The following is a 24281-nucleotide window of genomic DNA, read 5'->3' as shown; positions in this document are numbered from 1 at the left end:
ATAATGAGAAAAAAGGCTCTAGGGCCAAAGACAACAAGAGAAGAAGAGAAAGCGTATCACCTGATGAGCGCAAGTCGACTCTACGCCAGCCTGGTTGATCTCGTGGCTTTGCCCTCAACGTCCGGCCATGAAGAGCACATTCGGCAGTATCTTGAGACTACCTTACAGGCCCAAGGGCTAACGACGAGCGTCGATGCTGCCGGGAACCTGATCGCCGTGTTGCCCGGTCAGGGCCGCCCTGTGCTCCTGAACGCTCATATGGATCGCGTACCTCCGGGCAGAGGACAGCGCCCCATTTTGCGAGAAGGCGTGCTCTATAGTGATGGAAGCTCGAATCTCGGGGCCGACGATGCTGCCGGCCTGGCCATTATCCTGGAAACGCTCAGGCGTCTCCAGGAGGGTTCCCATGCTCATCCGCCGATCGTGGCTCTTTTCACCGTTCAGGAGGAAAGCGGCCTGCACGGTGCCCGCGCGTTCGACCCGGCTCCCTGGCAGGTAACCGATGGCATCGTCTTTGATAATGCCTTTGAGGCGGGCGTGGTTGTCTCGCGTGGTGCCCATTACGAGGCCTTCGATATAGAGATCATAGGTCGCACAGGCCATCCCGGCAAGGATTTGGCTCAAACCGTCAACGCTCTGGAGATTTTCCGCCAGGCGGCCTACCCTCATGGCTCGCTCGCTAACGATCAGACGCGTATTCTGATCGGACATATCGAAGGAGGGAGCGCCCGCAATGCTGTGCCTGATCACGTCCTGCTGCAAGGAGAGCTGCGCAGTTTTGAGAGCAGCGAGCAGATAGAGCACTACCGCGAGTGTATCCGCGAAGCCTTTACGGCGGCAGCGCGGCAGGCCGGAGGAGAGGCCAAGATACACTTTGTCTCGCATTGCAGTGCCTACACCGTTGACGAGCAAGAGCCGCTGCTGAGCCTCTACCGCCAGGTGCTTGCCGACCGCGGCGAGCATCTTCAGTTGCGCCCAACCTTTATTGGCAGCGATGCCAGCGCGCTACGCCCGCGTGTTCGTGTCTTCACCATTTCTACAGGGGTCGTCAACGAGCATACGCCTGCCGAATACGTACCACTCGCCCCACTGGAGCAACTGGTAGAGGATACCTTAGAAGTGCTGTATCGCTGGTCACGCTCGGCCTGAGCCGGGTACAAGAAGAGCCTGTCTGCAGGCAGACAGGCTGGCAGGTAGGCCCAGAGCAACGGCAAGTGAAGCCGAACGGACAGAAGCGAGATCGGAGAGTCAGGCTGGAGGACGGTTCTTTCTGTCTCGCGATCTACCTTTTCCGGCGCATTTCCCCAGTTTCCTGAAGCGTCGACAGGGCGTGAATCGTATTGGAGCATAGTAACCTACAGGCTAAAGGAGGAGGCTGCAGGTGATACCCTTCCAGGACTTCCCGGGGCCACGCCGCCACGTGCCCTGGATGACATGGAGCCTGATTCTGGTCAATGTACTGGTTTTTCTCTATGAGCTTTCCCTGGGCAGCCGTGCAGATGAGCTGATCTTCGCCTATGGCGTGGTACCCGTCGCCTTATTGCACGGCGTCCCCCAGACAGCTCTGGTACAAGCGCACCTTCCTTTCCAAACTCCCGAGCCGGTCTACTTTACGCTGATTACCTCCCAGTTTCTCCACGCCGGTTGGCTACACATCGGCGGCAATATGCTCTTTCTCTATGTGTTCGGGGATAATGTGGAGGATCGCATGGGACATTTCCCCTATCTCTGCTTCTATCTGCTCTGCGGCATTGTGGCCGGCGTCGTGCAAGCTGCGGCTTTCCCTGAGTCCACTATTCCCAGCATTGGCGCCAGCGGAGCCATTGCAGGTGTTCTGGCCGCCTACCTGGTGCTTTTCCCACTGGCCGGCGTACGTACCGTCATTTTCATCTTCTTTTTCTTCACTATCGTCACCGTCCCAGCCATTATACTCATCGGCCTCTGGTTCCTTCTACAGCTCTTCGACGGAGTGGCCTCGCTGGCTCAGGTACAACAGGGCCTGGGAGGCGTCGCGTATCTGGCCCATGTCGGTGGCTTCTTGACCGGCCTGATCATCACGCTGCTCTTACGTCCCTGGCTCAAGCCACCCGCGCCCATTAGCTACCCGTCTTACCCTTATCACCCCTACTCGCGTGAAAACGACTACCGTCGCTGGTGGTAGGCAGAGCTTAGCCAGGCTGACGCTGTTCTTCTGGGGCCGCAACTAGGATTCTTTCACGAGCAATCAGACCGTCTCCTCATATGGGGGGCGCAAGCATGCGCTCTGGAGTGGCGTAAGCCCTATCGCCAAACCAGAGCGTATGCTACTGCCAACGCAGGAGGATGGGCAGATTCCTTCCACCTTCCGCACCGTTTCAGGAGCTTTCTGCCCCCTCGTCAGTCTGACGCAGGGGCAGCTCCAGTAACTGCTCCTCGATCTCGCGCCAGGCAGCTTCCTGGGCCTCGGATAGCGACAATGAGCGACCAGCCATGTTGGCTTCTTCTACCTTACGATTGACATACCTTCTAAAATTGCGAAGATACGGCAATTGCTCGGTATAGAGAGGCATCAGGCGCAGCTCAATATCACTATGACTGTAGAAAGCATCAGGGGTAAAGGTCAGAGACATGAGCTGGGCATAGCGCTCAATCAAGGCCTGCTGGGCCTGAGTGAAAGCATGAGGCAGGGCACTAGACACGATGAGGCAGCCGCCGATGCGTGTCTGCCAGAGAATAGGACAGGCTACAGCGCTCTGCTCATGCTCGACCCAGTGAGCAGGGAAAAGATTGTACTCTTCGTCACGGCTAGGAATGGTCACTAGACGGCAGTGGGTTACGGCAGCACCAGCTAGGGATTCAGCCCCCAGGAAAATAGTCTGTTGACTAAGATCGCGTGGCCAGGGCGGATTGCCACGTCCGACAATCTCGCGCAGGCTGCGCACCTTCTGTCCGGGGGCCGGTGGAGGCATACAGCGCGCAACTGTTACAGCAAGACCGCGGCACTCAGGATCAAGCTGCCTGAGCATCTGCTGTAACAGGAGATCGTAGAGGGCCTCCGGATAAAGCGAAGGAGGCGTTGTCGTGTACATGCTGAGCGCCCTTACATAGATCTCAACGGGCGGCGCCGGCAAGGCTGCCGGCGTCGGGGCTTCAGTGGGCTGCTCCAGTAGCTTGGGAAAGTCCTTGGCCAGGAGGCGCAGTAATTCGGGATAGACTTCGCGCGGCACCGCCTTTAGCAAACGCCGTATGTTATCCTCCCGCGGCTGTACCACTCCTCTCGCCCAACGTCTCAGCGTAATCGGCTGCACCCCCATCTCCTGCGCAAGCCGCCTCTCTAGCTGAATGTCCTCAATAAGCTGACTCAGCAGTTCTTGCCAGGTTTGCAAGTGTCCTCCCTTCCCATAGTGTTCCTGAAATATCATTAGTAACCATTCTTAGAAGAAGCGTTTGATCTACGTCTCAATTCCAAGAGGAAAATCTGTTTCGTGATGGCTCTTCTATGATAGCATATCTCCCATTGAACAACAATATCCCATGCAAATATTAGAACATATTACCCTGCTCAGCAGAAAAGCCCAAAGAGGACCCGCTTGTTATTCCCGCGCAAGCTGAACCGTTTCTCTAGGAGAACTGCCCAATTAACCTACAAGCCTGGATTGCGGGAACGAGCCGGGCGACTGTCGGCTGGGCCCGGAGAGTAGCCCAGCTCATCGCCCATCGAGAACGTTGGCATGTCCACAGTCTGCTGACCTGTGAGGAGACCAATGCTACGATCACAACATTCTCGTAGTCTACGCCCTGATCAGTTGAGCCAGCCTCTTTCACAGGATAAGGCGCCGACAGCAGCCGGCGAGGAAAGTAGTGCGACGCCTGTCGCGCCTGCGCTGCCCGAGCCGAGTAAGCAGCGAGAAGAGGCTCTTCCTAATGGCTTGGCTCGGGAGGAGACGGCCAAGGATCAGCCAGTAGACCAGGAGCATGCATCTGAGCAGGAAAGCTCAGATAGAGTTAGGAGAGGGAGCACAGGCCGAGAGGCAGTAACCTCTTCCGCGCGTTCGTCGTGGCTGAGGGCCGTTCAACAGGCTCTACCGGTCTACACTGCTACCCACATGCTCTATTTTCTGCTGAGCTATGTTGCTTTTCTCTTCCCGGGGGACACGAGCAGCACCAGCGGCCCTGTTTTACGGGCCATGATCAATAGCTGGAGGCACTGGGATACCGGCCATTTCATTTTCATCGCCCTCCACGGCTATACCGACTGGTGGCGCACAGCCTTCTACCCTCTCTATCCCCTGCTCATCCGCCTGGTCAATTATCTGGCAGATAATCCTGTTCTGGCGGGCCTCGTCATCTCTAATCTGGCCGGCTTCGGTGTGTTGGTCCTTCTTTATCGCATCATCGCCGAGGATTTCGATGAAGAAGTGGCCAGACATACTGTCCTCTACTACGCCATGTTTCCGATGGCCTTCTTTCTGGCTACGGCCTATAGTGAATCGCTCTTTATGCTGCTTGCCCTCCTCTGCTTCTATGCTCTACGACGAGGGTACTGGTGGCAGGCCGCACTCTGGGGCGGCCTGGCCAGCCTGACCCGCGTTACAGCTCTTCCGCTGCTTATTCCCTTCGCCTATGAGTACTTGCGCCAGCACCACTTTCGCCTGCGAGAGCTGCGCCTTGACGCGCTGAGTATCTTTGGCATTCCCGGCGGTCTTGCTCTCTTCGCAGGCTACTGCTTCCTGCGCTTCCACGATCCGCTAGCCTTCTCCCACGCTGAATCGGTCTGGCAGCGCAGCATTCAGCCACCCTGGCTCGCCTTTAGCGCGACCGCCGCCGCTCTTTTTCAGGATTTCAGCCACCTTGACTTTATTACCATTCATCGCGCTATTGACCTGGCTCTCTTGACAGGTGTGTTCGCTCTTGTCATACTACTCTTTATTGGACGCTGGCGTCTACAAGGCCCTTTCGCCGCTACTTATACTCTCTATACTGTTGTATCTTTTATCTTCTTTTTACTCGTTCCTGCGGCGGGGCGCTACCCTACCATGTGCATGCCGCGCTATGCCCTCGCCCTTTTTCCTGCTTTTGTGGTTCTGGCACGCCTCGGCAGAAGTGACAGCTTCCGCCTTCATTACCTGATTGTGTCGGGGGGACTGCAGACCTTCTCAGTGCTCCAGTTCCTCATCGGGCAGTGGGCAGGATAAGCATTTCCACCGCACGCTTATTTGTCAGGCCGCTGCAGCTCAGGATCACGGGACCTCGCCCCTCAGAAGATGCGGTCTGGCAAGTACAGTAGGGGAGTTCGATGGCCCGTCTAGAGCGCTCAGCATGGCTGGCTTACTGCTCCTTCTCAATCGTGATCCAGCCATGCTTGAGCGCATAGACAACTGCCGCTGTACGGTCATTGACGGCCAGCTTCTTCAGGATCGAAGTAATATGGTTCTTGACGGTCTGGTCACTGATCTTGAGCACTTTGGCGATTTCCTTGTTGCTCCGCCCGCGAGCAATATGATCAAGAATTTCGATTTCGCGGCTGGAGAGCGGCGACGGCTCCTTCTGGACGTTGTCCGTCTCTTCTTCCTCCTCATTGAGCGCGCGGAAAGAGGCCAGAACGCGCGAGGCAATCTGCGGTCGAGAGAGCACATCATCGTTCATGAGGTACTCACCGCGACTGACCTTACGCACCGCCTCTTTTAGCTCCTCCAGTCCAATATCACGTGTATAGTAGGCCGCAGCACCTACCTTGATCGACTGGAAAAGGTCTTCCTCGTTCTCAGCAGGCGTGAGCATAATCATGGCGACCTGCGGCGCGACCCGGCGCATCTGACGAGCAATCTCCAGCGGATCAGCACAGGTCAGGCCGGTATCGATCAAGGCGACATCGAGCCGGCCATCGCCGGCGATCTCCAGGATCTCAGCGGGATCAGTGGTCTCGCCGACAATCTCACAATCTCCCATGCGCTCCAGGGTAGCATGAATACCAACGCGCAGCAAAGGCTGTTCTTCAACAATTAGAACACGTATTGTCTCCATCCAGCTTACGGTAGTCCTCTCGGTGAGAGGAACTCCCCTCCTCCTTCCGGCTCTACAGCGTTGTTAGTCTCCTCTCTTCAAGCCTCACCTTGCCCGGCCCTTCCGCAGGACAAGGACCGCTTGCGACCAGCGGTGTGAGGTCAACCCACGCTCTTCCCCCGCCCAACGGTACTATTCTACCCCGGTCGTCTAGTCAAAAGTACTATTCGCAAGAAGAAAGTACTAGTCCATTTCCCCACTGTGCTATTTCTCCCTACCAGGAATGCGGCGCCCTTCCTCCAGGGCCTTTCTCTCTAGCAGGCCAATCAAAGCACTTCCCTCACACGGAAGAGGAACAGAACCATCACCATGAAATGAAGGAGCCTCACTCCGCGTTTTTCTCAATAGGCGTAGTATGATGAAGGGGGAGTAGAGAGAAGGCTACCTCTGCGGCGCGCTCTCGCTCAGCTTCTCGGGTGGAGCGAGCTGTCTCCCCCTTCTCAGGACGGCAGAAGAGCGCTAATACAGGTATGCAGGAAAAACGAGGAAGGGCAATGAAACGGGCAGCCATACAGGTCCAGGCTCTTTGGCGCCGATCCCCCAGGCGACCAGCGGGGGGGTTAGTGCTGGTCACGCTTGCTCTGATCGCGCTGCTGCTGAGCGCCTGCGGTTCCAACAGTTCTAGCTTGCTGGCTAGTGGACCCAGGACTGTCCCCACCCCGGCTATCTCTCCAACACTACAGAATGAGGGAAAGATGGCCTTGGAAACCTTCCAGCAGTGGATCACGCTGATGCAGCAGAACGGTGGAGATGTGACAACCTATCAGCAGCAATATCAGCGCGATCAGCAGGCTCTGCAACAGGCCCAGACAGCCAGCGCCTATAGCCGGGCCTTGACAACCCTCAAAGAGCACATTAATGCTATCCAGATCCCGGCCATGAAGGCTGAAAGCGCCCACCTTCAGCAGCAGCTAGCCCAGGAGGTAAGCGCTTGGGGAAAAGCGCATACCTATCACGATAGCTACAATAATCAGACCTACCCACTGGGCTATGAATACGGCCCCCAAGGCATCGGTGGTAGCGACTGGCTCGGGGAAGAGTTGAGCCAGGCCCAGACCCTGGCCGACTATCAGCAGGTGGTTGAGGACCTGCAGATGTGGCTGACAAACTTTGAGGCCATGAAGGCCAACTTCAGCGATAAGACTCCCTATAACCAACCACATAAGACCGATCTTGAGCTGATGCGCCACTATGGCTATATGGATAAGCGCGTGGTAGTGGTCTCGCTCAGCGAGCAGGCCCTACGAGCTTATGATCATGGCAAGCTGGTCAAAGCTTTCCTGGTAACCACCGGCCAGCCTGATCTGCCGACTCCTCCGGGTACCTGGTGGATTGAAAGTAAGCAGCATCCAACGGTCTTTAAGTCCTCTGAGCCTAAAGGATCACCTTACTGGTATCCCGATACGCCTATTAACTACGCCATGCAGTACCATAGCAATGGCTACTTTCTGCACGACGCCTGGTGGCGCGCCGACTTCGGCCCAGGGACTAACTTCCCTCACCAGGACCCAACAGGTGATCCTTTCGCCGGTCAAGGCTCTCACGGCTGTGTCAATATGTCTACTGATAACGCCGCCTGGCTCTACAACTTTGTCAGCCTGTATACGCCGGTCCTGATCTACTAGCTCTGGAGTCCTGGCCGCCTCTCCGCTCTGTCGGGCCAGCAGATGGGCGGGGTCGGTCCACCACAGGGCGGGCCGGTCCAAACGGCAAGGGGAATGATAGCAGCCGGCGTTCAACAATCAGCAGAGCCAAGCGAGAGAGAAGGGCAAACCCCAACGCATGGTCTCAGGGTCGAGAGGTAAGTGGCTGCCTTCTCTCTCGCTTTCCTTTTTCGGCTTCGCTTGCTTGTTAAAGGCCACCAGATAGACATCGGTGGCCCATCGATAGCTAGAGGCCCGGTCTTGCCCAACCCGGCCTATGTTGCCCGCCGCTGCAAACTGCACACGCCTGCACAGCCTGTGTGGAGAGTATGCAGCATTGTTTGTCGTTCCACTCATCAGCCAGCTCGCCAGCCAATGGCGCAGCGAAGCGAGTCGGGGTGTGGCTAGCGCGGCGTAACAACGGCGCTGAAATTGTTGTTAGCTCGCCACATGGCGGTGAACATCGCATAGGTCATGCGCGTGAAATTGGCCGGCGAGGAGTCCACAGTGTAGACATACTGGCTATCGCCGCCACGAATGACAAAGATATGACCGCCGGGGAAATAGTAGCTATCGCGGATGCTGACGATGACTGGCGTGCCATTGTTAGCGATAGAAATAATATCCTGCAGGGTGCGCGTGTGACTCAGGCTTGCGTTGAAGCCGAAATAGTTGGCTGTCATAGCAATCCCCTCTTCCCTCAGCAGGCCTAGCTGCACGTCCCAGACGCCAAGCTGCAGCTCAACCTGCAGCACATCGGCGGCAATGAGATGGCGACCATAGGCATTCATGACCTCTTCCAGAGCGATCCCCGAACAGGAAGAGTAAGACCAGACCTGCCATTGGTAATCGGTGTAGTATTGGCTGCGAGAGGCTGAGTCTACACGCACGATGCGCGCGCTGGCCGTATCGGGTAGAGGATGAGGGGCGGTTTGTAAATCCATCGTCGAGGATGCAGAGAAGAAGCTAAATGTAGCGGTCAGGGAGCGGAAGGTATCGCGTACGATTCCACCCTGACTGGCCAGAGCCAGCCCGAGCATGAGCAGCAGGACCAGTGAGACCACCATGCGCCAACGACGATACCAGACAGGAGGAAGGACAAAACCCGGCAGCGACTCAGCTTTTTGGAGAGAGACTAGCACCCCTTCCCGCGTGGGCAGGATGGCACTGACCTGCTGCTCCTCATAGGCAGCAACCGCAGAACGATTCTGGGTTATCCTCGCCTGCCTGGACCGCCGATACAGGCGCCATGCCCAGAGTCCCAGGCCACCCAGCAGCAGGAGCGCGCTGCCTATTGTCAGCGCCATCACTAGAGAAGAAAGCATATGACAACCTCACGCTGTGCAGAGAATGAGGCTTAATCTTCAGACAAGTATAGCTCAGCGAGGGCTGAAAAGGCGATTCTTCTAGGAAAAACAGCCTGATCGTGCTAGTGCCTCTCTTGGTCGACCTCTACTGCTCCCCCAACATACGCCACACCTGACTGTGGCAGTGACTGGTGGTCGGCGACAGCTTCCTTTGCTGCCCACAGAAGACAGAGCTTCTGTCACACGCCACCAGCCACCATGCTAGAGCTAGCACCGCCATTTGTCATCAGCCACTCCTCTCGCCAGCTTCGCCCAGTTCTGCAAAGGAGGAAAAGCAGAGAGAACCGTCGAAGAGCGGGGAGCCTCGCTCTGTAGAAGAAACAGGCTGCTTGCCAGGCTTCTCAGTCAGGTGGCGGGGTTACCGCCGAGCGTGATCAAGCGAGACGGCTGGCCAATAGAGAAACTTCAGTCAGGGGAGCACGGCCCTACTACTCAGGTGCGGGGAAGCTTCGCCCTTCCATCTGTTCGAAAGCATGGCGTAAAGCTGGCGGCAGGGGATGAGGACGCCCTGTGCGATAATCGCACCAGACCATCACGGAGCGCCCGGTGGCGAAAATACGTTCGTGTTTGTGAGCATCACGAATCTGGTGCTCCATAATAAAGCTCGTGCGACCAACGTGGGAGACACGTACGCCTACCTCAGCACGATCTGAGCGGATCAGCGGCAGCTCATAGGTGCAGCTGACTTCTTTGACCAGCAGGCCATAGCGTGCCGCACGTGGCCCTGTCTGAATGCGCGGATTCTCGCCGCTTTGCCGTTCCGGTGCCGCTTCCTCGCCTGGCCAGCCATCCAGCCAGCGCTCTAGCAGACTCAGATAATAGCTGCGTGCTTCCTCAAAATATGTAAAATAAACGGCGTTATTAACGTGACTCAATGGGTCAAGGTCGCGAAATCTGATCTGCAGGGGATACCAGCAGGGAAAACGTTCACTCATTGAGCTTCTGCCTCTGGTCCTTTCGTCGCTAAATAGGATTGTGTTGAATAGAGGTTGTACGCTTCTAAAAGCATAACGAAAAGGCCCTTCTCGAAACAAGGGCCGGCAGATCTCGGCACGGATCAGAGCCTCTCTCAGGGGCCTTCACCTCTGCCACAGCTAGCGCAGGACGGCCGTCCAGGTCAGGGGCCAGTCCGGCCTATCCTTAGCCCGCAGCGAGGCTGGCCCTTCTTGCTATCTTGCGGTATGCTACTGGCAGAACCGAGCATTGTCAGTCGGCCAGAAAGAGGGCCTTTGAGGCTCAGATATCATTGGGGACGACCATCATGGACGTACAGGACGAAGCCCGACTACGCGCAACTATTAATGAGTTTCTTGCCCGTCATGATACGCTGGCAATCGCCACGGAGGACAATGGTCAGCCCTACGTGACGCGCGTTTTCTACGCAGAGGAGCCGCTGAGCGAGGAGCGCAATACGCTGACGCTTTACTGCACCTTTATCTTGACGTCGCGCAAGCTGGCCAATCTCCAACGCAATCCGCGTGCGGGGATCTTTATCGGGCCTGAAGAGCCTACTACCTGGCTGGAGGCTACGGCTGAGGCCCATTTCATTACCGATGAGCAGGCCAGCGCCGCCGTTCGCGAGCGCTTGATTCGGAAGTCTCAGGCAGCAGCCTCTTTCATTGCCAGACTTCCAGTGCAAGCCCTCACTTTAGAGGTCCGCTGGCTGCGCATTACTGATCTGACCGAGCTGCCTCGTCAGACCGAGGCCACTTTTCCCTTGCAGCCGCGGCCAGTGGGACCAACAACGTACTAGGGCCGTGCTCCTCCAGCTATGAGAGCGAGCAGTCGGCCCCAGCGGGGTAACAGCCGCTCAGTCGGGGTCTTTTTACAAGACGGAGGGCCGCATCTGGTCTGGTAGACACGGCCCTCCGTCTTGTCTGGTCGACCATAGGCCTAAGCAGGCCCGGACGGCCCTCTAGTGAACAATGCTATAACCGATCTCGTCGAGCTGCTTTTCGATCTGCTCTAGCGAGATTCGGGCCGGATCATAGGAGAGCTGGATGCTCTTGCCAGCGATGTCGACACTCACCCGCTCGACTCCCTGTAATGCTCCCAGCGTGCTTTCGATCGCTCGCTGGCAGTGCTCACAGGAGATGTCTGGAGAGATGAGCGTGACCGAGGTGCTCGCGCTATTCATGCGGTTCACTTGCCGTCCTTCCTGTTATTCTTCGCCTTCTGCAGGAGGTAATTCAGCGGCCTCCTGCGTCTTCAGGTGATTTCCTGCCAGCGTGAAAAGCTGCAGGAGTTCTGCAACGACCGCCTCTTGGCGCCCGCTTTTAATGCCTTCAGGAACGCACGTGTGCAGATGCCCTTCGAGAATGATGGCCTCGACTTTCTCTAGTGCCCGACGTACGGCATAGCTCTGGCGTAGAATATCGACGCAGTACTTGTCTTCTTCTACCATCTTGGAGATGCCGTCGAGATGGCCCTTAATGTAGGAGAGCCGTTTCAAGACTTCGCGACGGCGCTCTTCCTGCACAGTAACTGGCTCCTTTCCGCTGCAAGATTACCTGCCTTGTCTATTGCGGACCTCCTTCTGCACTATACCATACCCCCCGGGGTGGGGTCAAGAGCGATGACAGCTAACCCTCCGCTCTGACGCCTGCAGCCTGGCCGCTTTTCCCGAGCGACCGATCTTGTGGCGGCTATCGGGAATTCTCCCTATTGACCTCAATGGTATGTTTTTCTGTAGGGACAGTTACCGGGCCAGGCTGACCTGTGATTGCCCGGCGAGCTGAGCCTGAGTGCCTGGGTGAATGAGTGAAAGAGGAGCGATGGCAACTTCGCAGCAGCGTCCGCAGAGCGAGCCTGTTTTGAAGGATCAGGAGCCGAAAGCCAGCAGACGAGGGATACGCGGTCCTTATGTGCTTTTAACCATTGTATTGATAGCAGTGATTGTAGCGGCTGGCTGGGAACTGTTAAGTAATCGCCGCAATGCGACCGATCCGACGGTGCCCGGGCGCCCGCTCTCGAACCCGGAGACCCATCTGCATACGCTGGCCGTGGGGAATGACGGGCGCAGCCTCTACTTGGGAACCCACTTCGGTCTCTTCATCAGCCATGATGGAGGCCAGAGCTGGCCCCAGCAGCGCGGTGCACTGGCTCCGGCGATGGTGACCTCGATCGCTCCTGCACCAGGCGATCCTAACGTGCTGGCGGTGATTGCTGTCCCAAGCGGCATCGGCAGCGAACAGCCCGGGGTGTACATCAGCCGCGACGGCGGGAATAGCTGGCGCCTGAGCAATCCGCCGCATCTACCCCCCTCGGCCTATCCTTTTTCAGTGTACGCGGGGAGCGGTCCCGTTGGCCATTTCTACGCTTTCTTCGTCTATGCTGGCTGGTACGAAACGACGGACCTGGGAGCACACTGGCGCTCGATTACGAGTGGCGCGCTCTCGGCTATGCAGACGCCTGTCTTTCTGACTGATCCCCACCAGCCTCGCCATCTCTTGCTTGGAGGGGATCAGGGGCTTTTCGAGACGGTTGATGATGGCCTCCACTGGCAGCGCCTTCAGGGAATCAATGGTACGGTGCTGAGCTTGACAGCTACTCAAACCCAGCCTCGCATCATCTTCTGCGCCACTGATGAAGGCCTTTACCGCTGGCAAGAGGGAAGTCAACAGATCAGCCACCTGCGAGGTCCTACGCCGAATACTGCTCTGACACGCCTGGTCAGCTCGGCCAACGGTAGCGCCCTCTACGCTCTGGCAGGCCGCGATCTCTGGTTTTCCAGCGATCAGGGCCTGAGCTGGCAGAAGCGCTTTACTTTCGTGCGCAGCGACCTGATGACCTTGCAGCTCTCTCCCACGCGGGCGACGCTGCTTTATGCGGCCTTTTTCTACCCTGCCAGCGTGCTCTTTAGCCAGGACGGCGGCCACTCCTGGCAGGTTCTCACCGACTAGCGAGCGTTCTCCTTCTATGACCGCTCTTCTCTCTCTATGTCTAGTTGCTCTGTAGCCTCTCTCCTGATCCTCCTGTCGCTATCCCACCCCTGTCCCGGCCTGCCTGCTGTGCTACTTCCTTCACTATGAGCAGAGCGCTCTGTCTGAACAGACAAGCACCTTACGGTATCTCGCGGACAAAAATAGGGATTCTTCCCAATAGACAGCATGCCGCCACTTCCCTATGCTAGGGTGAGAGGCTGTCTGGCCCAATCGCTGCCTTTTGTACGCTAGCTACTGCCGGGCAATGATGGGGTCAGAGCAGAGCAGAGAGCCACTTGTGGAGATGACACAGAGGGGATGCTGACTATGCTGTCTTCTCGCAGGCCATCTATGCGCTTAGTGCAGCTAGGCTGCGCACTACTCCTGAGCGCACTATTGCTCTTGGTTGTCGGCGTTGGCCCTGCTTCGGCCCATGCGAAGGTCATTGATGCCAATCCGAAAATAGGGTCAACAATTAGCCAGGTGCCCTCGACGGTGACGGTCTTCACTGCCGAGAATCTGAATCCCGACCCCAGCAAAAGCAATCTTTTTGTTTATGGGCCAAGCGGGGCGTTGATCAGTCAGGGGAACGCTACCATTCCCCTGAATAACCCGCGCGAAATGTCGGTCCGCATTAAGGCGGACGGCAATGGGGTCTACATCGTGCGCTGGATTACTGTTTCTGCAGAGGACGGAGACGCCGCAGAGGGAGCCTTTATCTTTACAGTGAAGCCCGCTGGGACAAGCGGTGCAATGGCGACGCCGACTCCCGGTCCTACAGCCAGCGCTTCCGGCTCCGCGAGTGCTTCCAGCAGCGCTGGTGGAGCAACTAACTTGCCGCTATGGGTGAGTCTGGCAGGTATCGCCGGCCTGCTCGTTGGCGGCGGCGCCGGCCTCGGGCTGGGCCGTGGCCTTGCTCGCCAGTCCAGCAGTGCGGCCAGCTTCGCCCAAATGCGACGCGAGATTGCCCGCGAAGAGGAGAAGGATACCACGCCGAGAGGGTGAGCACTCATGCGCGTGCGCCCGATCTTCTGGCTGTTGTTGGTCTGCTCCTGCGCGGCGGCCTTAACGCTGGCCGCTCTCTGGCCGGTTCAGGTTCCAGCAGTGCTCCAGGTGCATATAGCGGAGCAGCCGCCGCTACGTGTGGGTACAGCTCAGTTGCAGCTACAATTCACCGATCCCCAGGGGACCCCTATCGAGCAGGCTCAGGTGACTTCCTCGGCCTGGATGCCAGATATGGTGATGGGGCCGACCCCGATCCATATCCGGCAGGAGGGACCCGGCAGCTATAGCGTGCAGGTCTTTTTCTCGATGCCAGGCGCCTGGGCGATTAAGATTGAGGCGAGGGCTGCCGGCTTTACACCGCAGCAGCAGATTCTCCATCTAGAAGTCGCTTGAGGAGCACCAGGGCCAGGCCCCGGAGCGCGCGAGCGAGGCCAAGGTGAGGTATATCACAGGCAGGCAGGCTTTCATCTCATGAGGTCGTGGGCAAGGGCAAAATGGCCTCGACACGCGTGCCCTGGCCGGGGCGCGCATCGATAGACAAGCTTCCTCCGAGGAGGGCCGCGCGCTCTCGCATACTGACCAGTCCCAGCCCACTGCTGCGCTGCTCTTGATCGTAGCCCGAGCCGTCATCTTCAATACAGAGATGGATGGCTTCTGAGGTCAGCCGGAGCGAGAGCTGTGCCCGGCTGGCGCGCGCGTGACGGGCCACGTTGGTGAGCGCCTCTTGAGCGATGCGAAAGAGTGCTGTCTCATAGGGGGAAGGCAAGCGCTGCCAGAGGGCTTGCTCCTCGATGGTCAGCTCAACCGGGAGGCAAAAACGCTGCCGGCTATCCTCAACCAGCCAGCGCAGGGCCGCCACCAGTCCCAGATCATCGAGAACGGGAGGACGCAAGCGCTGGGAGAGATGTCGGATAGCGTCGAGGGTACGCTGAGCTAGTTCGCTTAACTGCTGGCAGCCAGCTATCAGTTGTTGACGTGTCTCATCAGCAATCGCTCTCTCGGGCAACCCTTCCAGGGTTCGCACGAGGATTTCACAGTAGACCAGGATGGCGGTCAAATTCTGACTGCTCTCATCATGCAGCTCGCGTGAAACGCGTCGCAGCTCCTCCTCTCTCGCCTGCAAAATCAGCGCCGACTGCTGACGGCGCTGCTCTTCCAGCCGATCCAGCATCGTATTGAAAGCAGCCGCAAGCTGGCCCACTTCAGAATCGGAATCCGCAGAGGCTGGATCAGCTCGCGCATCAGTCTTGCCTGCAGTGACCTGGCGAATGATCTCCAGGAGACGGAAAAGCGGTCTGAAGCTGGCTCGCAACAGAAAAGCATTGATGGAGATGCTCAGCAAGGTAGCTGCTACTAAAAACGAGGTATCAATGAGAAAATGGTGGGCTTCCAGTGCATGGCTGGTCACCCAAAGCGCGGCAATGGCCTCCGCTAGCAAGAGGAGGCTGTTGGTGAGAATCACTTTCTCGAAGAGAGAGAGCTGCCAGCGCCGCAGCCATTCCCAGATGATCCGCATCGTTGTTCTCTTTCTGGCATGCTCTAAGAGTGAGCTGCAGATGGGCAAGTTTGTGCAGAGCGGGAAGAGGAGAGCAGATTGAGTTGCCGTTTCGACCGCAGGCCGTTAGCTCCATGCCCAAGGTCGGGTGAGGGTGCCGCCTCGGCAAAGGCTGGCCTTATCCCGGTTGGCGCTCGGTTCTCCCCGACGTTCCACTCCCTACTAACTAAATAATAATAAAATACTGCTGATAGGAGGAGGCAAGGAGGAAAAGAGCAATGGAGGATCTGCAGACGGCAAGCGCTGATCCCGCGACCGCGCGAACGATTAGCCTGGTACTGGCCGACGACCATGATATTTTACGCCAGGGGCTGAAACTTCTGTTAACGCTGCAACCCGAGATCCGCATTGTCGGGGAGGCAAAGACCGGCATCGCCGCGGTAGAGATGGCGCGCCAACTGCGACCAGATATTGTGGTGATGGATATCACTATGCCAGAAATGGACGGACTGGAAGCTTGCCGCCGTATCCGCGCTGAGCAGCCGGAGACCCAGGTGTTGATGTTGACCATGCATGATAGCGAGGAGTATTTTTTGCAGGCCCTGCGCGCCGGCGCCAGCGGCTATCTGGTCAAGAAAGCAGCGCCAGCGGAACTGCATAGCGCTGTTCGCGCCCTGGCAGACAACGGGGCCTTCCTTTATCCCGGTCTGGCTCGCTCGCTGATCCGCGTCTATGTGGAGCAGTGCGCGGCCCAGGAAGAGAGCCAGGCCGCCGAAAGTGGTCAGTCCGCGCCCGAGGTGCAGAGCAGCCCCGAAGCGGCCAGGCTGGCAGAAGAACTGCGCGTCCTCAGCCCGCGTGAACTAGAAGTGCTCACCCTGGTTGCAGAAGGCTACACCAGCCAGGAGATCGCTAACCGCCTCGTGCTGAGCGTCAAAACAGTGCAGGCCCATCGTGCCAATATTATGGAGAAACTTGGACTCCATGATATTCCTCACCTGGTGCGCTTTGCTATTCGCCACGGCCTCATTTCGCCCGATGATGGCCCACCTGGTACGCGCTTCGGCCATTAGGAATCAGGGCGACGCAGCCTCAGCCAGGTCCGTCAGCAGGCGAGCAATGAGCGCAGTCCAGCCGGTCTGGTGACTGGCGCCCAAACCTCGCCCTGTTTCGCCATCGAAATACTCGTAAAAGAGGGTCAAATCACGCCAGTATGGGTCGGTGAGAAAGCGCTCTTCCTTGCCACACCAGGCGATTTTCCCCTGCTCATCAGGGAGGAAGAGTCGACACAGACGCCTGGTCAGCTCTTGGGCCACCTGCGCTAGCGTCAACTGCCGCCCCGAGCCTGTGGGACACTCGACCAAGAGACTCGTCCCGTAGAAATGATGATAGCGCTCCAGCGCTTCGATGAGGAGGTAGTTTAACGGAAACCAGACAGGCCCGCGCCAGTTGGAATTTCCGCCAAATAGGCCGCTTTGCGATTCCGCTGGCTCATAATCTATGCTGAGTTGTTGGCCATCGAGGACAATGGTGTAGGGGTGGTCACGGTAGTAACGCGACAGCGAGCGAATGCCATAAGGAGAGAGAAACTCATTCTCATCCAGAAGATAGCGCAGAACGCGTAGCAGACGCTCACGCGAGGGAATAGCCAGGAGCCGATGCGCTTCGGAGTGTTGTCCACCTCCCTGCAGATAGGAGATGTGACGAGCAAGATCAGGACGATTGTTCAGAAACCAACGCAGGCGTTTGGTGAAGCCGGGCAGGGCGGCAAGCCGCTCGTCATCGAGAATATCGACCGCCAGGAGAGGAATAAGGCCAACCGCCGAACGCACACGTAAAGGAAGACTCCGTCCATCGATGAGGAGCTGATCATAGTAGAAGCCATCCTCTTCATCCCACATGCCATTTCCTCCAATGGCGTTCATCGCGTCCACAATGGCGATGAAGTGCTCAAAGAACTTGGAGGCCACATCTTCATAGGCATGATCCTCGTGAGCCAGCTCCAAGGCAATCGCCAGCATGGTCAGGCAGTAGAAGGCCATCCAGGCAGTACCGTCAGCCTGCTCTAGCTGTTCCCCCCCAGGCAGAGGACGCGAGCGATCGAAGAGTCCGATATTGTCGAGGCCCAGGAAACCACCACTAAAGAGATGCCTCCCAGCCACGTCTTTGCGGTTCACCCACCAGGTGAAATTGATGAGCAGCTTATGAAAGGTGCGAGCTAAAAACTGGAGGTCACGGGAGCCACGCGCCGCGGTCATTTTGTAGACGCGCCAGCAAGCCCAGGCATGGACGGGCGGATTAGCGTCCGAGAAGGCAAATTCGTAGGCCGGTAGCTGCCCATTGGGATGCATATACCACTCACGCAAGAGGAGGATCAGTTGCTGCTTGGCAAAGTCGGGATCAAGATTGGCAAAGGCTACAGCGTGGAAAGCCAGATCCCAGGCCGCATACCAGGGATATTCCCACTTATCAGGAACGGAGAGAATATCTCGATTGAAAAGGTGCTTCCAGTCGTGATTGCGCCCATAGAGGCGTGAGGGGGGCGGCGCTGGCTGGGTTGGATCACCTTTGAGCCAGGTGGTCACGTCATAGTTATAGAACTGGCGATTCCAGAGCAGGCCGGCGTTAGCCTGGCGGATCACACGCCGAGCCTGCTCCGAGAGCGAGGCCGGTATGCGAGCCGCGTAGAAAGCGTCAGCCTCCCGTTGGCGCTGGGCGAAGAGCGCAGCAAACTCGTTGCCAAATGCAGAGGGCTGAGCCTCATCTTCTGCAAAGAGGCGTAAATGCAGCACCTGCTCCTGGGAGGCAGGCACCGTCAGTACGTAATAAAAGGCGGCCTTGGTGCCCTCCTGAGCAGGATTGACCGCCTCCTGCCTGCTTTCGATGACATAGGCATGGAAGGCATCTTTGACATAGGGGGTAGGGTTGGGAACGCCGAAGAGACGCTGGAAGTTGGTTTCGTTCTCCGTAAAGAGCAGGCGCGGCTCTGGCAGCTCTGGCCGTCGCTCGGCCAGCAACCAGAAACGCCCCAGCGAGGGATGCTCAGCTAGCAGAGCCTGGCCATCGGGGGTGCTCAGGTGCGGTTTGGGCCAGTAATCTTCCCCACGCTGGCCCCAGACCCATGTATTGCGAAACCAGAGCGTGGGCAGCACATGCAGCGTAGCAGCCTCCGGCCCACGGTTAGCCACGGTCAGACGGATCAGAATGTCGTTGGGGGAGGCTTTAGCATATTCGACGGTCAAGTCGAAGTAGCGATCCTCGTCGAAGATCCCCGTGTCAAGCAGCTCATACTCTGGCTCGCTCCGCGAGCGTCGGCGATTTTCCTCAACCAGACGGGCATAGGGATAGGCCCGCTGAGGATATTTGTAGAGCGCGCGCAGATAGGCCGAGCTGGGCACGGCGTCAAGGTAGAAATAGTATTCTTTGACGTCTTCGCCGTGGTTGCCCTCGCTATTGGTAAGGCCAAACAGGCGTTCTTTGAGGATGGGGTCCTGACCATTCCACACTGCCACAGCAAAGCAGAGCCGGCACTCACGGTCACAGATCCCAAGCAGACCGTCCTCTCCCCAGCGATAGACGCGGCTGCGTGCGTGATCATGAGGGAAATAGTCCCAGCAGCTTCCATCGGCGGAATAGTCCTCGCGCACCGTTCCCCACTGGCGTTCGGCCAGATAAGGACCCCAACGCTCCCAATTACGTTCGTGAGTTGTGGCTTCCCGCAAGCGTTCCTCTTCTGCCTGGGCCAACGTCTCTCCGTCCATGCAGAGATAACTCCTTTCCCTGTTTGAGCCTGGTTTGTGAGTGGGTAAGTCGTGAAGTCTCGGGCTCGGCAAGCTCGCGTCAACTGCACTGGCCAGAGGCAGCGAGCCTGCTTTCACACTAAAGTATCTGTTTATAGAACGGAGGACTCCGACGACCGGCTGCAGAGCGATCCCTTTCTGGCTTACCAGCGCCAGGGCGCAGGAAGGAGAGAGAGGGGAGACAGCCTCTCCTCTTCTGCCAGGTCTCCCGCCGGCTCTCCCCTCGTGCTCGTCTGGCGTCTAGGCCGAGCCGGGCAGGAGATGGTACACTATACTACTACTACAAACAAGTAGACAGGCTGGAGGCACGCATGTCCAGAGCATCCGCGCCGCGTAGCCCGCGCGCCGCCATTGTCGGTGTTGCTGAGTCCGACCTGGGCTATACCCCCGATAAAACTGTTCTGCAGCTCCAGGCGCAGGCAGCTCGCGCCGCCCTTGAAGACGCTGGTTTCGGCTTTGATGAGGTCGACGCGCTCTTCTGCGCCGGCAATTGGTCTTGGTCTCCCACCTTGACCCTGGCTGAATATCTCGGCCTCAGACCGCGTTATAGTGACTCCACCAACATTGGAGGCTCTTCGTTTGAGGCGCACATCGAGCACGCTGTAGCAGCTATTGAGGCTGGCCTCATTGAGGTGGCCCTCATTGTCTACGGCAGTACTCAGCGCTCGGATCGTTCCCGCGGACGGATCAGCTCAACCTACCGCCTTACGGAGCAGTTCGAGGGTCCGTTTGGCCTGCCCACTCCTGTAGGGGCCTATGCCCTGGCCGCTATGCGCCACATGCACCAGTTTGGCACGACCAGCGAGCAACTGGCAGAGGTAGCTGTGGCTACACGCAAGTGGGCCATGCTTAACGAGAAAGCCATGATGCGCGATCCTATTACGATTGAGGATGTGCTCACTTCACGCTGGATCGCGGAGCCTTTACATCTGCTTGATTGCTGCCTTGTGACCGATGGCGGCGGGGCCGTAGTGCTGGCCTCAGCGCAGCGCGCACGCCAGGCTCGCAAGCCGCCGGTCTGGGTGCTCGGTCATGGCGAAGCTCACACCCACGCGACGATCGCCAACATGCCCGATCTGGCCGTCCACCAGGCGGCCATCGCTTCGGGACGGGCGGCCTTTGCGATGGCCGGCCTGCGGCCAGAGGAAATCGACGTTGTGGAAATCTACGATTCTTTCACGATCACGGTCATCATGACGCTAGAGGCCCTCGGATTCTGTCAGCCTGGCGAGGGCGGCCCCTTTGTCAGTGGTCAACGTACAGCTCCGGGTGGTCCTTTCCCCATGAATACCAATGGCGGAGGTCTCTCCTATTGCCACCCCGGCATGTACGGCATCTTTCTCCTCATCGAGGCCACACGCCAACTACGCGGCGAGTGTGGTCCGCGCCAGGTTCCGGGGGCCCGTCTTGCTTTGGCCCACGGCACCGGAGGCGTTCTTTCCTCAGCGGCAACCGTTCTGCTTGGCAAGGATTGAAGAAAGAGAAAGTGAGTATGGACTATGAGCGAAGAGCCAACCTACGCCCTGCCGCAGAGTGATCCCGAGTCAGCCCCTTACTGGGAGGGCATCCAGCAGGGAGAGCTCCGTATCCAGTTCTGCACGGCCTGCCAACGCCATGTCTTCTATCCACGCCTGCTCTGCCCACACTGCCACAGCAACCAGCTCACGTGGGTCACGGCCTCGGGCCGCGGGATGATCTATTCCTACACAGTTGTTCACCGCGCCTTTGGCCCGTTTGCCGCCGAGGCCCCTTTTATTATTGCTATCGTCGAGCTGGAAGAGGGCGTACGCCTGATGACCCGCTTGCTTGACGCGCCGCGCGAGCGCGTACGCATCGGCGCCCCTGTACGCGTCACTTTTGATCGGGTCAGCGGACGCCCGGCGCTACCCTTTTTCCGCCTGGCAGAATAGGGCTAGAGAGCCGCCAGCAGCCAGACGGACGACGCACAAGCGGGCCTCAAATTAACACCCTTCCCCCCTGCTTGTGGCCCGCCTGTTCCTGTCGGCTGGCTGGTTGACCGATTTTGTTACGCCATAGCAATGAGGCGCGTCTCCTGTCGTTTGCAATGCAGCCCATAAAGGACGAAGGCCCATGAAACAGGAGAAACCCATCGCAGCAGAGCGGCTGAGGGCATTCTTTCATCCGCGTAGCATCGCCGTAGTCGGAGCCAGCGACGCATCGCGTTGGTCGACCTACCTGGTGCAAAATCTCAAGGCCAGTAATTTGGCCGGCCCCCTCTATCTGATCAATCCGCGGCGCTCCCAGGTGCATGGACAGGCCACTCTGCCGAGGCTAAGCGATCTGCCAGAACCGGTTGATCTGGCCTTTGTTATGGTCCCGACCGCGCAGGTGCTGCCGGTCGTCGCCGAGGGAGCAACGCGCGGCATCCGCCATTTCGTGATACTGACAGCAGGCTTCCGCGAAACCGGCCCGGAAGGAGCAGCCCAGGAGCGGGAACTCTTGACCTTCGCCCAGGCCCACGACCTGCTGATTTTGGGACCGAATGGCAACGGCTTCATTAACGCCACTGCTGGCATCACCCCTTATGGATTGCCCATCAATTTCCCCCTGCGAAGCGGACCAGTGGCCGTGATCCTGCAGAGCGGGGCCCTGGCCAGTGCCGTACTGGCCTTTGCCCAGGCCCATGCCATTGGCCTGAGTCTGCTGGTCTCGCTAGGCAATGAGGGCATGATCAGCGTTTGCGATGTTCTTGAGTACCTGCTGAATGACGCCAGGACGCGCGCAGTGGCCCTCTTTCTCGAAAGTATCCGCCAGCCCGAGGCCCTGCGTCGCCTGGCGGCCCGCGCCCTGGCCCAACGCTGCGCCCTGGTGGTGCTTAAGGTCGGACGGAGTGAGGCTGGCTCTCGCAGCGCTGCGGCCCATACCGGCGCCCTGGTTGGCAATGCGGCTGTCAACGAGGCCGCCCTGCGCCAACTGGGCCTGATCAGTGTCTCCTCCTTAGAGGACCTGCTGACCACTGCAGCGCTGGCCGCTTACTACGGTCCCCTACCAGGTCGCCGCTTGGGAGCAGTCACTCCCTCGGGCGGCGCCTGCGATCTGATCGCTGACCGCGCCCAGGAGGAGGGCCTGCTTCTGCCCGCCTGGAGCGGGGAAACATGCGAGCGACTACGGGCCGTGCTACCACCCTTTGCTACCCCTCACAATCCGCTGGATGTGACCGGGTATGTGGTGGTCGATGGTACGCTCCAACAGCGAGCCCTGGCCATTGTACGGGAAGATCCCCAGCTAGACTTCGTGCTCAATGTGGTAAGCATCGACGGCCTGCGCCGTCCCACGCCGGAGAGCCAGCAGGCACTGCTCAGCCAGTATGAGCACTTGGCCGAGCTGGTCCATACTTCTGCTCGCCCAATAGTGCTGGTCTCCAACACCTGTGTTGACCTGCCCGCCGCCATGCTGCCGGTTGTTGAGCGCACTGGCCTGCATATCATGGCTGGCCTTGAACATGGCCTGCGCGCCCTGGGCCGCCTGCTCTGGTGGTCAGAGCAGCTCGGCCAGCCACAGCAGCCGGATCAGGAGGAGGCAGCGCCGACGCCAGCTCTGACCCTGGATAGGGCCGGGCTGCCAGCTTCTCTGGAAGGCCGCTGGTCAGAGGTGCGCACCCGCCCATTGCTAGAACGGGCCGGTATTCCAGTCGTTCCAGCCCAACTGGTGCATTCCCCGGCTGAAGCCCTGACTGCCGCTCATCACTACGGCTTTCCTGTGGCCCTGAAGCTTCAATCACCCGCGGTCCTCCACAAAAGCGACATCGGGGGCGTCGCCTTGAATCTGCGTAACGATGAGGAGGTAGCGAGCGCCTTCCAGCGCTTGCTCACAGTCGCCCGCCAGCACGTGCCGGAGAGCGCCTTCGAGGGCATGCTTGTCAGCCCCATGCGCCAGTCTGGCTGCGAATTGCTGGTCAGTGTCTTCGCTGATCAAGTCTGGGGCCTGACGCTGACTGTCGGCCTCGGCGGCCTCTGGGCCGAGGTACTCCACGATCTCGCCCTGCGCCCGCTGCCGCTGACGCGCCGCGAGATCCTCGCTATGCTCGCCGAGCTACGCGGTTTCCCCCTCTTGCGCGGTCTGCGCCATCAGCCCAGCGTCAATCTAGAGCGTCTCAGCGCTGTGATCTACCAGATCACGCTGTTGGCGCAGGCTCTGGCCCCATACCTGGAGATACTGGAGATCAATCCCTTGCTGGCTAATGGCGATCAGGTGGAGGTGCTCGATGCCTTGATCATCTGGCGCTCGGCCCCCCACAAGGGAGAGCGTTCCCTTACTTCACCTATCCCTGGCTAATCCATCGCTAGAGCGGAGGAGAACAAGATACGCATGGCAGCCTCAGAAGAGTTCAAGGAGCAGGTGCGCCGCTCCTTCGCAGCTATTCAGCCCGGAGAGCGCTTTGTCTTTCGCCGCACCTTTACTGAGGGAGATATGACCCTGTTTTGCGGCCTGACCGGGGACTATAATCCTTACCATTTGGATGAAACCTTTGCGCGCGCAAGCTGGTATGGGAGGCGTATCCTTCCAGGGCTGCTCATCAGCAGCATGATTACTCACATTGGCGGCCTCTTGGGCTTCGTGGCTACCGAAATGCACTTCCGCTTTGTGAAGGCCGTCTATCCCGGGGACACCATTACCTGTACAGTGACCTTTGTCGCCAAGGATGAGGAGCAACGCCTGTTCTCGGCTCAGGCCAGCTTTGTCAATCAGGACGGGGTCGAAGTCCAGCAGGCCTGGTTCAAAGGCTTCCCGAGCTTTATCCGCCTGCAGGCCACGTCTGACCCCGGCCCCCAAGAAAGAAAGGCTGAGGCAGACAAGATGATCAAAGAGTAACGAGCTACCAACGCTGGTCAGGCAGCGAGCTGCCGCTGAGCGCCGGTCTAGTGGTATATACAACTATCAGAGTAGACCATAGGAGGGAGACTGCGGTTACGGTACCGAGGCCTTCTTTAGGGGAGAGAGCGTCTATGGTCTAGACAATATACCAAGTAGACAGGCCGTGTGGTATA

Annotated in this window: 21 protein-coding genes; 13 read left to right on the top strand and 8 right to left on the bottom strand. The window is 58.4% G+C overall.

The genetic code is table 11. The features are described 5' to 3' along the window. Positions 1-63 precede the first annotated feature (63 nt). Both AC6H1L_RS19390 and AC6H1L_RS19385 read left to right on the top strand, forming a co-directional pair. On the top strand, positions 64-1149 hold the full coding sequence (locus tag AC6H1L_RS19390) for a M20/M25/M40 family metallo-hydrolase (protein WP_497599098.1): 1086 nt from the start codon (positions 64-66) through the stop codon (positions 1147-1149). A 232-nt stretch (positions 1150-1381) separates the two neighbouring features. Continuing rightward, positions 1382-2161 carry a rhomboid family intramembrane serine protease gene (locus tag AC6H1L_RS19385; RefSeq protein WP_497599097.1) on the top strand — a complete coding sequence of 260 codons (780 nt, stop codon included), beginning with the start codon at positions 1382-1384 and terminating at the stop codon, positions 2159-2161. 193 nt (positions 2162-2354) lie between these two features. Here AC6H1L_RS19385 and AC6H1L_RS19380 read toward each other — a convergent pair whose 3' ends face one another. Next, positions 2355-3401: a GAF domain-containing protein gene (locus AC6H1L_RS19380; protein ID WP_497599096.1), complete on the bottom strand. Its 1047-nt coding sequence runs from the start codon at positions 3399-3401 to the stop codon at positions 2355-2357. Between the two features lie 342 nt (positions 3402-3743). Between AC6H1L_RS19380 and AC6H1L_RS19375 the strand changes: the two genes are divergently transcribed. Continuing rightward, positions 3744-5174, top strand: a complete 1431-nt coding sequence (locus AC6H1L_RS19375; protein WP_497599095.1) for a mannosyltransferase family protein — start codon at positions 3744-3746, stop codon at positions 5172-5174. A 133-nt stretch (positions 5175-5307) separates the two neighbouring features. On the opposite strand, the gene AC6H1L_RS19370 is transcribed toward AC6H1L_RS19375, so the two are convergent. After that, positions 5308-6003: a LuxR C-terminal-related transcriptional regulator gene (locus AC6H1L_RS19370; protein WP_497599094.1), complete on the bottom strand. Its 696-nt coding sequence runs from the start codon at positions 6001-6003 to the stop codon at positions 5308-5310. A 734-nt stretch (positions 6004-6737) separates the two neighbouring features. Here AC6H1L_RS19370 and AC6H1L_RS19365 point away from each other — a divergent pair. After that, positions 6738-7667 carry a L,D-transpeptidase gene (locus AC6H1L_RS19365; RefSeq protein WP_497599093.1) on the top strand — a complete coding sequence of 310 codons (930 nt, stop codon included), beginning with the start codon at positions 6738-6740 and terminating at the stop codon, positions 7665-7667. A gap of 422 nt (positions 7668-8089) precedes the next feature. On the opposite strand, the gene AC6H1L_RS19360 is transcribed toward AC6H1L_RS19365, so the two are convergent. Then, positions 8090-9010 (bottom strand): C39 family peptidase, encoded by a 921-nt coding sequence (locus tag AC6H1L_RS19360; protein ID WP_497599092.1) that lies wholly within the window; start codon positions 9008-9010, stop codon positions 8090-8092. A 470-nt stretch (positions 9011-9480) separates the two neighbouring features. Then, a complete protein-coding gene (locus AC6H1L_RS19355) occupies positions 9481-9987 on the bottom strand; it encodes an acyl-CoA thioesterase (protein ID WP_497599091.1) in 507 nt (168 codons plus the stop codon). 326 nt (positions 9988-10313) lie between these two features. Here AC6H1L_RS19355 and AC6H1L_RS19350 point away from each other — a divergent pair, with 326 nt between their 5' ends. Further along, positions 10314-10805: a pyridoxamine 5'-phosphate oxidase family protein gene (locus AC6H1L_RS19350; RefSeq protein WP_497599090.1), complete on the top strand. Its 492-nt coding sequence runs from the start codon at positions 10314-10316 to the stop codon at positions 10803-10805. Positions 10806-10967: 162 nt separating this feature from the next. On the opposite strand, the gene AC6H1L_RS19345 is transcribed toward AC6H1L_RS19350, so the two are convergent. Both AC6H1L_RS19345 and AC6H1L_RS19340 read right to left on the bottom strand, forming a co-directional pair. Continuing rightward, complete coding sequence (locus tag AC6H1L_RS19345; protein ID WP_497599089.1) at positions 10968-11189, bottom strand: heavy-metal-associated domain-containing protein; 222 nt, start codon at positions 11187-11189, stop codon at positions 10968-10970. A gap of 24 nt (positions 11190-11213) precedes the next feature. Further along, positions 11214-11531, bottom strand: coding sequence for a metal-sensitive transcriptional regulator (locus AC6H1L_RS19340; protein ID WP_497599088.1), 318 nt, complete (start codon positions 11529-11531; stop codon positions 11214-11216). A 295-nt stretch (positions 11532-11826) separates the two neighbouring features. Here AC6H1L_RS19340 and AC6H1L_RS19335 point away from each other — a divergent pair, with 295 nt between their 5' ends. The 3 genes from AC6H1L_RS19335 (at position 11827) to AC6H1L_RS19325 (ending at position 14373) form a co-directional block, all read left to right on the top strand. Further along, positions 11827-12954, top strand: a complete 1128-nt coding sequence (locus AC6H1L_RS19335) for a WD40/YVTN/BNR-like repeat-containing protein (RefSeq protein WP_497599087.1) — start codon at positions 11827-11829, stop codon at positions 12952-12954. 339 nt (positions 12955-13293) lie between these two features. Next, positions 13294-13980 carry a copper resistance CopC family protein gene (locus AC6H1L_RS19330; protein ID WP_497599086.1) on the top strand — a complete coding sequence of 229 codons (687 nt, stop codon included), beginning with the start codon at positions 13294-13296 and terminating at the stop codon, positions 13978-13980. 6 nt (positions 13981-13986) lie between these two features. Next, positions 13987-14373: a FixH family protein gene (locus AC6H1L_RS19325; RefSeq protein WP_497599085.1), complete on the top strand. Its 387-nt coding sequence runs from the start codon at positions 13987-13989 to the stop codon at positions 14371-14373. A gap of 76 nt (positions 14374-14449) precedes the next feature. On the opposite strand, the gene AC6H1L_RS19320 is transcribed toward AC6H1L_RS19325, so the two are convergent. Next, positions 14450-15496, bottom strand: coding sequence for a sensor histidine kinase (locus tag AC6H1L_RS19320; RefSeq protein ID WP_497599084.1), 1047 nt, complete (start codon positions 15494-15496; stop codon positions 14450-14452). A gap of 257 nt (positions 15497-15753) precedes the next feature. Between AC6H1L_RS19320 and AC6H1L_RS19315 the strand changes: the two genes are divergently transcribed. Then, positions 15754-16545 (top strand): response regulator, encoded by a 792-nt coding sequence (locus AC6H1L_RS19315; protein ID WP_497599083.1) that lies wholly within the window; start codon positions 15754-15756, stop codon positions 16543-16545. 3 nt (positions 16546-16548) lie between these two features. Here the strand turns inward: AC6H1L_RS19315 and AC6H1L_RS19310 are convergent, their stop codons facing one another. Further along, positions 16549-19233, bottom strand: a complete 2685-nt coding sequence (locus AC6H1L_RS19310) for an MGH1-like glycoside hydrolase domain-containing protein (RefSeq protein WP_497599082.1) — start codon at positions 19231-19233, stop codon at positions 16549-16551. Positions 19234-19583: 350 nt separating this feature from the next. On the opposite strand from AC6H1L_RS19310, the gene AC6H1L_RS19305 reads away from it, so the two are divergent. From AC6H1L_RS19305 to AC6H1L_RS19290, 4 genes are all read left to right on the top strand, one after another. Next, entirely contained in the window at positions 19584-20747 is a 1164-nt protein-coding gene (locus tag AC6H1L_RS19305) for an acetyl-CoA acetyltransferase (protein ID WP_497599081.1), read from the top strand. Between the two features lie 24 nt (positions 20748-20771). Next, positions 20772-21182, top strand: coding sequence for a Zn-ribbon domain-containing OB-fold protein (locus AC6H1L_RS19300; RefSeq protein WP_497599080.1), 411 nt, complete (start codon positions 20772-20774; stop codon positions 21180-21182). A 181-nt stretch (positions 21183-21363) separates the two neighbouring features. Beyond that, complete coding sequence (locus tag AC6H1L_RS19295) at positions 21364-23568, top strand: acetate--CoA ligase family protein (RefSeq protein WP_497599079.1); 2205 nt, start codon at positions 21364-21366, stop codon at positions 23566-23568. Between the two features lie 33 nt (positions 23569-23601). Then, positions 23602-24105, top strand: a complete 504-nt coding sequence (locus AC6H1L_RS19290) for a MaoC family dehydratase (protein WP_497599078.1) — start codon at positions 23602-23604, stop codon at positions 24103-24105. Positions 24106-24281: the final 176 nt, after the last annotated feature.

It is taken from the genome of Thermogemmatispora argillosa (assembly GCF_059696725.1).
This window is presented reverse-complemented; position numbering and strand designations above follow the sequence as displayed.